Source organism: Curtobacterium sp. VKM Ac-1395 (genome assembly GCF_015350975.1).
In the GTDB taxonomy this organism is placed as follows: domain Bacteria; phylum Actinomycetota; class Actinomycetes; order Actinomycetales; family Microbacteriaceae; genus Curtobacterium.
The window spans coordinates 353,073-364,616 of record NZ_JADKRX010000004.1 but is presented as its reverse complement, the minus strand read 5'-3'; the positions used below and the strand labels follow the sequence as shown (position 1 = coordinate 364,616).

9 protein-coding genes are annotated in these 11,544 nt (G+C 72.9%); 2 read left to right on the top strand and 7 right to left on the bottom strand.

Annotated elements, in window-relative coordinates; all coding sequences use genetic code 11:
• Positions 1–31: 31 nt before the first annotated feature.
• Positions 32–613, bottom strand: coding sequence for a TetR/AcrR family transcriptional regulator (locus ITJ68_RS13340; protein WP_194661736.1), 582 nt, complete (start codon positions 611–613; stop codon positions 32–34).
• A gap of 77 nt (positions 614–690) precedes the next feature.
• Between ITJ68_RS13340 and ITJ68_RS13335 the strand changes: the two genes are divergently transcribed.
• Complete coding sequence (locus ITJ68_RS13335; RefSeq protein ID WP_194661735.1) at positions 691–1,437, top strand: SDR family NAD(P)-dependent oxidoreductase; 747 nt, start codon at positions 691–693, stop codon at positions 1,435–1,437.
• A 92-nt stretch (positions 1,438–1,529) separates the two neighbouring features.
• Here the strand turns inward: ITJ68_RS13335 and ITJ68_RS13330 are convergent, their stop codons facing one another.
• The 6 genes from ITJ68_RS13330 to ITJ68_RS13305 form a co-directional block, all read right to left on the bottom strand.
• Positions 1,530–2,471, bottom strand: a complete 942-nt coding sequence (locus tag ITJ68_RS13330; protein WP_194661734.1) for a cation-transporting ATPase — start codon at positions 2,469–2,471, stop codon at positions 1,530–1,532.
• Between the two features lie 243 nt (positions 2,472–2,714).
• On the bottom strand, positions 2,715–4,010 hold the full coding sequence (locus tag ITJ68_RS13325; protein WP_194661733.1) for a D-arabinono-1,4-lactone oxidase: 1,296 nt from the start codon (positions 4,008–4,010) through the stop codon (positions 2,715–2,717).
• Between the two features lie 11 nt (positions 4,011–4,021).
• Positions 4,022–5,551: an L-arabinose isomerase gene (gene araA / locus ITJ68_RS13320; RefSeq protein WP_194661732.1), complete on the bottom strand. Its 1,530-nt coding sequence runs from the start codon at positions 5,549–5,551 to the stop codon at positions 4,022–4,024.
• Positions 5,548–6,264: an L-ribulose-5-phosphate 4-epimerase gene (locus tag ITJ68_RS13315; protein WP_194661731.1), complete on the bottom strand. Its 717-nt coding sequence runs from the start codon at positions 6,262–6,264 to the stop codon at positions 5,548–5,550. The genes araA and ITJ68_RS13315 overlap by 4 nt, the downstream gene beginning before the upstream one ends.
• Entirely contained in the window at positions 6,261–7,979 is a 1,719-nt protein-coding gene (locus ITJ68_RS13310) for a xylulokinase (protein ID WP_194661730.1), read from the bottom strand. The genes ITJ68_RS13315 and ITJ68_RS13310 overlap by 4 nt, the downstream gene beginning before the upstream one ends.
• Before the next feature lie 380 nt (positions 7,980–8,359).
• Entirely contained in the window at positions 8,360–9,379 is a 1,020-nt protein-coding gene (locus ITJ68_RS13305; protein ID WP_323743319.1) for a LacI family DNA-binding transcriptional regulator, read from the bottom strand.
• 137 nt (positions 9,380–9,516) lie between these two features.
• On the opposite strand from ITJ68_RS13305, the gene ITJ68_RS13300 reads away from it, so the two are divergent.
• Positions 9,517–11,532, top strand: a complete 2,016-nt coding sequence (locus tag ITJ68_RS13300; RefSeq protein ID WP_194661729.1) for a glycoside hydrolase family 127 protein — start codon at positions 9,517–9,519, stop codon at positions 11,530–11,532.
• Positions 11,533–11,544 lie beyond the last annotated feature (12 nt).

Sequence of the window (11,544 nt, the reverse complement as noted above, 5' to 3'; positions counted from 1 at the left end):
CCGTCCACGGGCGAACGCGAGCGGGCGCGTCTCAGCGCGGTTCGAGGAGTCGTCCCGCCGCACGTCGGGCCGCGGCTGCCCAGGGCCGCGACGCATCCGCCTGGGCGCTCGCCATGGCACCGTCGTACAGCAGGCAGAGCTCGAGCGCGGTCGACTCGGCGTCCGCTGCCCCGGCCTCCACCAGCAGTGCCGTGAAGAGGTCGCGGACCCAGTCGCGGTGCTCCAGGGTCACCTCGTGGGTCGGATGGCCTGCGCCGTACTCCGCCTCGACGTTGATGAAGGGGCAGCCGCGGTACCCGGGCTCGTCGAACCACTCACCGAGCAGGTCGAAGACAGCGAGGATCCGCTCGGTCGCCGTGCCGCCGCGAGCGGGGAGCTCGATGGCGACGTGCTCCTGCCACGACCTGCTGCGCCCGCGGAGGTACCCGAGCACCAGGTCGTCCTTCGTCCGGAAGTGCGTGTAGAGGCTCGCCTTCGAGATGTCGGCCTCAGCTGCGACCTGGTCCACCCCGACGGCATGGATGCCCTGTTCGTAGAACAACCGGTCAGCGGTGGCGACAGCGCGCTCGTAAGCCGGGCGTCGACGGGTACGGGGTTCCGGCGGTGTGGACATGGTTTGACTTTACTGCACTGATCTGTACAGTTACCAACACCGCAAGCCACACCGATCTGTTCAGTCAGGAACACACCATGACCATGACCACGACCACGACCGCTCTCGTCACCGGGGCCACCAGCGGCATCGGACGCGCAACCGCCGAACTCCTCGCCGCACAGGGCCTGCACGTCGTCGTCTCGGGCAGGGACTCCACCCGTGGTGAGGAGGTCGTCCGGTCGATCCGGGCATCCGGCGGCCGGGCGGAGTTCGTCGAGGCAGACCTCCGCGACGAGTCGAGCACGGCACACCTCGCCGCCGAGGCGCTGCGCATCGGCGGCGGCACGGTCGACGTGCTCGTCAACAGCGCCGGCATCTTCCCCTTCGGCGCCACGGCCGACACGACCTCGGCAGGCTTCGACGAGGTCTTCGACATCAACGTCAAGGCGCCGTACTTCCTCGTCGCGACCCTCGCTCCCGCCATGGCCGCGCGAGGCGGCGGAGCGATCGTCAACGTCACCACGATGGTGGCCGAGTTCGGTGCTGCCGGCATGGGGCTCTACGGCTCCACGAAGGCCGCACTCGTGCTGCTGACGAAGTCGTGGGCCGCGGAGTTCGGCCCGGCCGGGGTCCGCGTCAACGCCGTCAGCCCCGGCCCGACCCGAACCGAGGGCACCGCTGCGATGGGCGAGGCACTCGACCAGCTCGCCGCAGCGGGCCCCGCGGGCCGACCGGGGACGGCAGAGGAGGTCGCACAGGCGATCGTCTTCCTCGCCACGGACGCGGCGTCCTTCGTGCACGGTGCCGTCCTGCCCGTCGACGGCGGCCGCATCGCCGTCTGATCGATCCTGCTGCCACATCGCTGAACGGACACGGCACCGTGCAGATGCACGGTGCCGTGTCCGTTCCGTGGCGCGCCGCGCGCCGGCGCGGGTCAGCGGTCGAAGAGCCCGCCGAGGAAGTCGTTGCCGAGGTCCGACGCCTGTTCGCCGAGTCCGGACGCCTGCTCACCGAGCCCGGACGCCTGCTCGCCGAAGCCGGACACGTGCTCGCCCACACCGCCGAGGAGCTGCTCCCCCTCGGCCGCGAAGCCCTCGACGCCACCACCGAGGTCGGCGAGCCCGAAGTCCCCGATGCCCGACGCGATGCCCTCGAAGTCCACGCCCAGGTCGGCGGCCCCCGCGAGGACCGGCGCTGCGGCGGCGCTGACGACTGCTCCCCCGGCGACCGCGACGGCGATCCCGCCGAGCGCCATCGCCCCGGCGCCGACGGCTGCGCCACCGGCCATCGCGCCCACGCGGCCACGGTTGCCCGAGCCGGGGCCGTTCCCGCCGCCGAGGACCCGACGGATGAGTCCGGGGCGACCGACCTCGCCGCGCGTCATGGCACGGGCCATCGGACCCGCGGAGTCGTCCGCGACGCGCTCGTGCGGCGGCAGCTCGGCGTTCATGCGCTGCAGGACCTGCTGGCGCTGCTCGGGCGTGAGTCGGGCGAAGGCGTCGTGGTGGACCTGTTCGAGCTGCTCCGGCGACGACGTGCGCAGGAGGTAGTCGTACTTCGCGAGCGCGACCTTGTCGTGATCGACAGGGCCGGTGCTGCGCGGCCGCCCGTGCTGCCGGGGCGGCTGGCCGTGCTGCTGCTGCGGCGCGTACTGCTGTGTCGGCTGGCCGTGCTGCTGCGGCGGGCGCTGCTGGCCGGTGCGGTCGTCCCCCGTGAGCCTGTCCGCTGCGCTCCGCACGACGCTGCGCCAGTCCGTGCCGCTGGGCTGCTGCCCGCCCGGCTGTTGCCCGCCGGTCCGCTCCCCCTGCCCACGCTGCTGCAGCTGCTTGTCGATGACCTTCGAGGCCATGCCGATGATCCGAGAGAGGTTCGCCATGACCCGACCTTTGCGTCCTCACATGTGAGCACTCAGCACCGGAGCAGTGCAGCGCCCGCAGAACCCATCCCGATCCCCTGGGAGAGGATGCCCGCACACTGCTGGTACTCCCGTGTCGGTGGGTTCGTGGGCGGGGCCGCGCGAACGCCGGACCGCTGCCCCAGGCGAACGAGTGGCACCAGGAGGTCCTCGATGTCACACGACGACGAGCGCCGGCCCAGGCGTGGCGCGGAGCACTCCTCGTCAGCCCAGCGTGCGCTCGAGGAACCCGTTCCGGAAGCGCCCTGTCGGGTCGAGCGACCGCGCCAGCTCCGCGAACGCCGCCAGCTGCGGGTAGGCCTCGTGCAGTCGAGCGGGCGAGGCCGCGGAGACTTTCCCCCAGTGCGGCCGCGGGTCGAACGGTGCGAGCACCTCCTCGATCCGGAGCACCGCCGCTGCCACGGCGGAGGCGTCCCGTCGGAAGGTGAAGTGCAGCCCGACCGACTGCCGACCGGTGGAGGGCGCGAGCCAGGCGGTGTCGGCCGCGACGGTCCGGACCTCGGCGGCGATGAGCAGCGGGGCGAACAGGTCGGCGAGCGGACGCAGTGCCCGGAGCGCCGGGACCGCGGATGCTGCTGGGATGAGGTACTCGGCCTGGATCTCCGCGCCGGTGGACGGCGAGAACGTCGAGCGGAAGTGCGGCAGGCGCTCGGACCAGGGCCCGGGCACGCCGCCTTGTTCCGTGACGCTGGCGGCGTCGTTCTCGCCCGGGTGCACGGCCTCGGTCGCACGGCGGGCACCGAGCGCGACGAGGTCGACGCTCGGCGCGGGCTCGTCCACGCGGTGCTTCGTCCAGACCTGGCGTGCGCCGCGGTCGTCGAACGCCGTGAACATCGACACCGAGTAGGCGTCGGCCATCACCGCGTCGAAGTGCTCCTCGACCGCGTCCCACGGCAGGTCGAGGTGCACGGTCGCGGCGACCTCGAACGTCGGCTCGATCGCGAGCTCCAGCGCCGTGACGACGCCGAGCGCCCCGAGCGCCACACGATGGGCATCAAGGGACCCGGACGACCCGGACCCGGACCCGGACCCGGACCCGGAAGCAGCCGACACGTGCTCGAGCTCGCCCGAGGCACGCACCACGTCCAACCCGACCACCGCCTGCGCCAGCGAGGGGTTCCGCACACCGGAGCCGTGCGTGCCCGTGGCGACGGCCCCGGCCGTGGAGATGTGCGGCAGGGACGCGAGGTTCCCGAGTGCCCAGCCACGAGCCTCCAGGCCGGCCGCGACCTGCGCGTGCGTCATGCCGGCGGCGACCCGCACCGTCCGGCGGGCGCTGTCGATCTCGAGCGACGGCGGCATCTCCGTCAGCGTGAGCTGGACGGCGTCGGTGTCGGCGACCTCGTTGAACGAGTGCGTCGACCCGAGCGCCGTCAGCCGCGGTGTCGACGTGACGAGGTCCTGGACCTCACCCACCGACGTCGGGCGCAGCAGCGCCGACGCCCGGTAGGTGACGTTGCCGGCCCAGTTGGTGCGCTGCTCCGTGGTCACGTCGGTCATCGTACGGCTCCTCAGAAGCCGCGGTCGAGACGGTGCCAGGTCTGCTGCCCGCGCACCTCGTCGCGGAAGCCGCGCGAGGTGGTGTGCTCGTCGATGACCAGGAACTCGGTGCCGAGCATCGTCGCGAGGTCCTCGACCACCTGCAGGCCCACGGCCGTCGTCATGACGGTGTGGTGGGCGGCCCCGGCGGTGAGCCAGGCCTCGGCGGCGACGGGGAACGACGGGCGCGGCTCCCAGACGGCACGGCCGACGGGCAGCTTCGGCAGGGCCTCGGTCGGCGGGACCACGTCGACGACGTTCGCGGTGAGGCGGAAGCCGTCGCGGGTGTCGGAGAGCGCGACCACGACGGCCTCGCCGGAGTCGGCGGTGAAGACCAGGCGCACCGGGTCGTCCTTGCCGCCGATGCCGAGCGGGTGGATCTCGAGCGTTGGACGCGTCGAGGTCAGCGTCGGGGAGACCTCGAGCATGTGGGCGCCGAGGATCTTCTCCGCACCCGGGGTGAGGTCGTACGTGTAGTCCTCCATGAGCGACGCGCCACCGGGAAGCCCGGCGCCGGCGACGTTCATCGCGCGGACCAGCACGGCGGTCTTCCAGTCGCCCTCGGCACCGAAGCCGTACCCGTCGGCCATCAGACGCTGCACGGCCAGGCCGGGGAGCTGCTTGAGCGTGCCGAGGTCCTCGAAGTTCGTGGTGAACGCGGCGGAGCCGTTCTGCTGCAGGAGCGCACGGAGGCCGAGCTCGATCGCGGCGCCGTCGCGGAGCGCGCCGTGGCGGTCACCGTCGCCGCGCAGCGACGGGTCGACGTCGTACGCCGACTCGTAGGACGCGACGAGCGCGTCCACCGCCGCCGTGTCGGCTTCCGCCGCGTCGACCGCTGCGGCCAGCTCGTTGACCGCCCAGGTGTTGACCTGCACGCCGAGCGAGATCTCGGCCTCGGTCTTGTCGCCCTCGGTGACGGCGACGTAGCGCATGTTGTCACCGAAGCGCGTCAGCTTGAGCTCGCGGATCGCGGCGGCACCGGCTGCCGCGCGCACCCAGTTCGACACGCGCTGCTGGACGCGCTCGTCCGACACGTGGCCGATGGCGGTCGCGTGCCGGACGCCCATGCGGGCCAGGGCGTAGCCGAACTCACGGTCGCCGTGGGCGGCCTGGTTGAGGTTCATGAAGTCGAAGTCGATCTCCGACCACGGCAGCGCCACGTTCGCCTGCGTGTGCAGGTGCAGCAGCGGCTTGGTCAGGGCGTTCAGGCCGCCGATCCACATCTTCGCGGGGCTGAAGGTGTGCATCCAGGCGGTGACACCGATCACCTTGTCGTCGGCGCTGGCCTCGATGAGCGCCCGGCGGATGCCGTCAGCGTCCTTGAGCACGGGCTTCCACACGAGCTTCACCGGCAGTGCACCGGCGAGCGTCTCGTGGACGGCGCGGCTCTGCTCCTCGACCTGGCGGAGGGTCTCCTCGCCGTACAGGCCCTGCGAGCCGGTGAGGAACCAGACCTCGTAGCCGTCGAGTGTGGCCTGGGGGTCGACGTTGTCCTGCGTCATCGCATGGCTCCTTCGGGGTTCTGTCCGTAGACGTTCTGGTAGCGATCGAAGAGTCGATCGATGTCTGCTTCCGCGATCGGGACGACCTCGCCGCCCTGCTTCGCGATGTGGACCGTGCGCGCCACGTCCTCGGCCATCACGGCGGCCTTGACGGCGTCCTTCGCGTCCTTGCCGATCGTGAAGACGCCGTGGTTCTGCATCAGGACGGCGCGGGAGCGGTGACCGGAGAGGGTCTCGACGATGCCGTGGCCGATCGAGTCGTCGCCGATGATCGCGAACGGGCCGACCGGGATCGGGCCGCCGAACTCGTCCGCCATCGCGGTGATGACACACGGGATGGCCTCGGCGCGGGCAGCCCACGCGGTCGCGTAGGTGGAGTGGGTGTGCACGACGCCGCCGACCTCGGGCATGTTCCGGTACACGTAGGCGTGCGCCGCGGTGTCGCTCGAGGGGCCGTGCGCGTTGCCCCAGCCCTCCGCGGGGACGCCGTCGAGCGTGCAGACGACCTGGTTCTCTGGCGTCAGGTCGTCGCTGGACACCCCGCTCGGCTTGATCACGAAGAGGTCGGTGCCGGGCACGCGCTCGGAGACGTTGCCGCCGGTCCAGATGACCAGGCCGTAGCGGACCAGCTCGCCGTGCAGGGAGGCGACGCGCGCACGCGTCGCGGCCACGGCCTCCTGGGTGGTCTGGTCGTGGTGGGTCGCGTCCGTCATCGGGTCGGCTCCTTCTCGGTCTGGAGGCTCGGCTCGGCTCCGGCCGTCGTCTCGCGTTCGTCTGTGGTGGCGTCGAGCTCGCCTGTGGCGGCGGCGCTGGTGGTGGCGGCGACCGCTGCCACCTGCAGCGGCAGACCGGCGCGGAAGCGCTCGAGGTAGGTGCGGAACCCGGCGACGTCGTGCTCGTCGGGGTCGGCCACGTGGACGGCGTCCCCGCCGAACACGCGCTCCGCCAGGTGGGTCGTCAGGTCGGTGTCGCCGGCGTGCTCGAGGTACGCGGCCAGCACGGCGATGCCCCAGGCACCACCTTCGCCAGCGGTCTCCTCGAGCGCGACGGGCACGCGGAGCGCGGCGGCGAGCAGGCGCTGCGGGGCGCCGGGCGTCCGGAAGAGCCCGCCGTGCGCGGTCATCCGGTCGACCCGGACGTCCTCCTCCGCCAGCACGTCCATGCCGATCGCCAGTGTCGCGAAGGCGCCCTGGACCTCGGCGCGGACCAGGTTGCCGAGCGTGAACGCGCTGCCGGCCCCGCGGACCAGGAGCGGACGGCCGGCCTCGACGTGCGTGACGGGCTCGCCCGCCAGGTAGTTGTAGGAGAGCAGGCCGCCGGCGTCGGGGTCGGCCTGCTCGGCCTCGGCGAGGAGCGTCGCGTACACGTGGTCGATGTCGAGCGGGGTGCCGGCGGCCTCGGCGAAGCGTCCGAACACCCGGGCCCACGCGGCGATCTCGCTCGCGCCGTTGTTGCAGTGCACCATCGCCACGGCGTCACCGGCGGGCGTGGTGACGACGTCGAGCTCCTCGTGCGCCTGGGCCATCGCGCGTTCGAGGACGACCATCGCGAAGATGCTCGTGCCGACGCTGACGTTGCCAGTGCGGGGAGCGACGGCGTTCGTCGCCACCATGCCGGTGCCGGCGTCGCCCTCGGGCGGGCAGAGCGGGACGCCGGGCTCGAGGGCGCCGGTCGGGTCGAGCCACGCGGCACCCTCGGCCGTGAGCGCGCCGGCGTCCTGCCCGGCGACGAGCACCTCGGGGAACAGGGCGCGGATGCCGGTGCGCGTGCCTGCGCCGGCGCCTGCGCCTGCGCCTGCGCCTGCGCCGATCAGCTCGTCCGCCGTCGCGAGCATCGCGGCGTCGTAGTCGCGGGTCGACGGGTCGATCGGGAACATCCCGCTCGCGTCACCGACCCCGAGGACGTCGTGCCCGGTCAGGCGGTGGTGGACGTACCCGGCGAGGGTGGTGACCCGGGCGACCTCGGCGACGTGGGGCTCCTCGTCGAGGACGGCCTGGTACAGGTGCGCGACGGACCAGCGCAGCGGGATGTTGAACCCGAGGCGCTCGCTGAGTGCCTCGGCAGCGGGGCCGGTGGAGGTGTTGCGCCACGTGCGGAACGGCACGAGCAGCTCCCCCGCGGCGTCGAACGCCAGGTAGCCGTGCATCATCGCGGAGACGCCGAGCGCGCGGAAGGTGGTGGGGCGGACGCCGTACTGCGACTCGACGTCGGCGACGAGGGCGGCGTACGCGGCGCGGAGGCCGGTCTCGACGTCCTCGAGCGAGTAGGTCCAGCGGCCGTCGACGAAGGCGTTCTCCCACTCGTGGTCGCCGCTGGCGAGGGGGACGTGGTCCTCGTCGATGAGCACGGCCTTGATGCGGGTCGATCCGAGCTCGATCCCGAGGGTCGCGCGACCGTCCTCGATGCGCTGTCGGCGGTCGTCGCCCATGCTGTCCTCCCGAGACATCGTCGTCCGTGCACGCTGCGATGCGTGAGCGCTCACATCCTGGCACGTGAGCGCTCACTCTCGCAACGCGGTCGCGTGTTGGGGCTCGACCGGTCGCGACACCCCGTGCGCGGGCCGTCGACCGGTCGCTCGTCGTCGCTCGCCGGCGCTCCGGCCGACGCCTCGTGGCCCCTCGGCGGACGTGAGCGGGGAGTCCTGACCGGTCGCGCCCGCCCGGACCTCGGCGAGATCGCACTTGGTGTCGCCTGGACTGCGGCGGAGCCGACACGGAGTGCGATCTCACCGCCAGGGGCAGGGGCGCGCGCGGGCCGGGCCCACGCCCGGGGCACGCGCGCGCGGGCCCCACGCCCGGGGCAGGCGCGTCAGGCGCCGATCGTGCTGCCGCGGATGACGAGCGACGGGGTCACCACGGCCGACGCGGCAGACGAGCCCTCGATCAGGTCGAGCAGCGCCTGGCCCGCGACCCGACCGAGCTCCTCGAGCCGCAGGTCGACGGTGGTCAGCGGCGGGCGGCTCGCGAGGGCCATCACGTCCCAGTCGTCGAAGCCGGTGACGGCGACGTCCTCGGGCACGGAGCGTCCGAGCTCGCGCAGCCGGTCGCACACGCCCCGCGCGATCTGGTCCGAGCCGCAGACGACCGCGTCGACGTCGACGGTCCCCCGCGCGAGCACGTCGACGGCGTGCCGCCCCCAGCGCTCCGACCACTCCCCGTACAGCGGCGGCGACACGAGCGCGGTGCCGAGCGCCTCGGACGCCCCGGTGACACGGCGCGAGGCGGAGCGGTGCCACGCGGGCCCGGTGACGATCGCCACGCGCCGGCGCCCGAGCGTCAGCAGGTGGGACGCGACGAGCCCGGCCCCGTGCTCGTCGTCGAGCGTGACCGAGACGTCGTCGGGGTCGGTGGACGGGGTGAAGGCGTAGACGACGGGAATGGACACGTCGATCGGCGGGCGCGGGTCGGCGGACCGCCCGGTGACGATGATGCCGTCGACGCCGCGGGAGGCGAGGGAGCGCAGGTAGTGCTCCTCGCGGACGTGGTCGTCTCGGGTGTCGCAGAGCAGGACGGCCATCCGCCCCGCGGAGAGCACGTCCTCGGCGCCGAGCAGCACGGGGATCGAGAAGCGGCCGAAGGAGTCCGTCGTGATCATGCCGACCGTGTACGAGCGACCGGACGACAGCGCCCGGCCGCGGGCGTCGCCGACGAACCCGAGCTTGGCCGCGGCGTCGCGGACGCGGGCACGGGTCTCCTCGCGGAGCTGCCCGGTGTCGTTGAGGGCCTTCGACGCGGTGCCGATCGACACCCCGGCGAGCGCCGCCACGTCGGTGATCCGCACGGGAGCACCGCCGGGGCGACCGGAGCGGCCGGGTCGTTCGATCGTCACGGCAATCCCCTTTCCGGTCGTCGAGCTGCCATCGCAGCATAGAACGGTACGTGGAAGCCCCTTGCACGCCGGCGGATCGTGTCGTAGCGTCACGATCCAGAAACCGTTTTCCGACACCGTCGTCACCAGGAGCTGTCATGACCACCACGCTCACCACCGACAGCCGCGTGCGTACCGCGACCCCGGTCCTCCCGACCGCCGCCGCGCACCTGACGGTCCGTCCACTCACCACCGGAGCCGGCACCGCCACCCCGCGCATCACCGGCGGCTTCTGGCACCTGCGCCAGGACCGCAACGGCCGCGACGCCGTCCGTGACGGGTACCGCCAGCTCGACACCGCCGGCAACTTCCGGAACCTCCGCATCGCCGCGGGCACAGAGCAGGGCGAGGTCGTCGGCCCGATCTTCATGGACTCGGACGTGTACAAGTGGCTCGAGGCCGTGGCATGGGAGCTCGGCCGCGAACCCGCCGAGGACCTCCGTGACCTGCAGCGCGAGGTCACCGCGCTCGTCGCCGACGCCCAGGCCGACGACGGCTACCTCGACTCCGTGCAGCAGGTGCGCGGGAACGGCGAGCGGTACACGGACCTCAAGTGGAGCCACGAGATGTACTGCGCCGGCCACCTCATGCAGGCAGCGGTCGCGCAGTCCCGTGCGACGGGTGACACCGGCCTGCTCGAGGTCGCCATCAAGAACGCGGACCACCTCGTGCGGACCTTCGGCGACGGCACGGCACCGGACGGCACGCCCAGGAAGCACGACATCGACGGCCACCCCGTCGTCGAGATGGGCCTGGTCGAGCTGTACCGCGAGACCGGCACCCGCGCCTACCTCGACCTGGCGCACTGGTTCGTCGACGCCCGTGGACAGGGCATCATCGAGCGCGCCGGCGGCGAGCCGACCTACTTCTCCGACCGTGTCCCCGCGCGCACCGCCACCACCGTCGAGGGCCACGCCGTCCGCGCCGTGTACCTCGCGGCGGGGGCCGTCGACGTCGCGATCGAGACCGGCGACACCGAGCTCCTGGCCGCGAGCGAGCGCCAGTTCGCCGACATGATGGCGACGAAGGCGTTCATCACCGGCGGCCTCGGCGCCCGCTGGGACTGGGAGGCGTTCGGCGACCCGTACGAGCTCCCGACCGACCGCGGCTACGCCGAGACCTGCGCCGCGATCGGCGGCGTGCAGTGGGCGTGGCGCCTGCTCCTGGCGACGGGCAAGTCCGAGTACGCCGACGCGATCGAGCGCCTGCTGTACAACGCGTTCCTGCCCGGGGTCAGCCTGGCGGGCACGGAGTACTTCTACGTCAACCCCCTGCAGCACCGCGACGCCGCCCTCGCCGACGAGAACCGCTCCCCCGCCCACGGCCGCCGCGGCTGGTTCGACTGCGCGTGCTGCCCGCCGAACATCATGCGCACGTTCGCGAGCCTGGACGGCTACCTCGCCACCGCGACCGACGGCGGACTCCAGGTGCACCAGTACGCGACCGCCGACCTCGGCCCGGTCTCCGTCGAGACGGGCTACCCGCACGACGGCCGTGTCCTGGTCACGGTGACCCAGGACGGTCCCCTCGCCCTGGGGCTGCGGATCCCGGCGTGGTCGGACACGACGACGGTCACGGTCGACGGCACCGAGGCCCACCCGTCCGCTGGCTCCCTGCACACGATCGACCGCGAGTGGCACGCCGGCGACACCGTCGAGCTCGTGTTCGACACCACGCCCCACCGGTTCGTGGCGGACGCCCGCATCGACGCCGCGCGAGGCCAGGTCGCGATCGAACGCGGCCCCCTCGTCTACGCCGTCGAGCAGCCCGACCAGGACGGCTTCACGGTCGACGACCTGACGGTCGACGCCGACGCGGTGATCACCGAGGAACCCCGCGAGGACCTCCTCGACGGCATCGTCACGCTGCGCGTCCCGGCCCACGCCCCGACGCGGCACGAGCAGGCAGCGTGGCCGTACCGCCGTCTCGACACGGCGAGCCGCCCGGGAGGCTCGGGTGCGGCCGTCGACGCGGCCACCGTCGACGACGTGACCGGTGCCGGCGGGGCCGAGCCGGGCCGCTCCCCGTCCGTCAGCGCGGTCGCGATCCCGTACTACGCGTGGGCGAACCGCGGCGCGGTCCCGATGCGCGTCTGGCTGCCGCTCGCTCGCTGAGCACCCTCGTGC

Bases quoted from the DNA above. Each gene is read 5' to 3' on its own strand.
- ITJ68_RS13300 (WP_194661729.1), top strand. From the start codon at position 9,517: ATGACCACCACGCTCACCACCGACAGCCGCGTGCGTACCGCGACCCCG.
- ITJ68_RS13340 (WP_194661736.1), bottom strand. From the start codon at position 613: ATGTCCACACCGCCGGAACCCCGTACCCGTCGACGCCCGGCTTACGAG.
- ITJ68_RS13335 (WP_194661735.1), top strand. From the start codon at position 691: ATGACCATGACCACGACCACGACCGCTCTCGTCACCGGGGCCACCAGC.
- ITJ68_RS13310 (WP_194661730.1), bottom strand. From the start codon at position 7,979: ATGGGCGACGACCGCCGACAGCGCATCGAGGACGGTCGCGCGACCCTC.
- ITJ68_RS13330 (WP_194661734.1), bottom strand. From the start codon at position 2,471: ATGGCGAACCTCTCTCGGATCATCGGCATGGCCTCGAAGGTCATCGAC.
- araA (WP_194661732.1), bottom strand. From the start codon at position 5,551: ATGACGCAGGACAACGTCGACCCCCAGGCCACACTCGACGGCTACGAG.
- ITJ68_RS13325 (WP_194661733.1), bottom strand. From the start codon at position 4,010: ATGACCGACGTGACCACGGAGCAGCGCACCAACTGGGCCGGCAACGTC.
- ITJ68_RS13315 (WP_194661731.1), bottom strand. From the start codon at position 6,264: ATGACGGACGCGACCCACCACGACCAGACCACCCAGGAGGCCGTGGCC.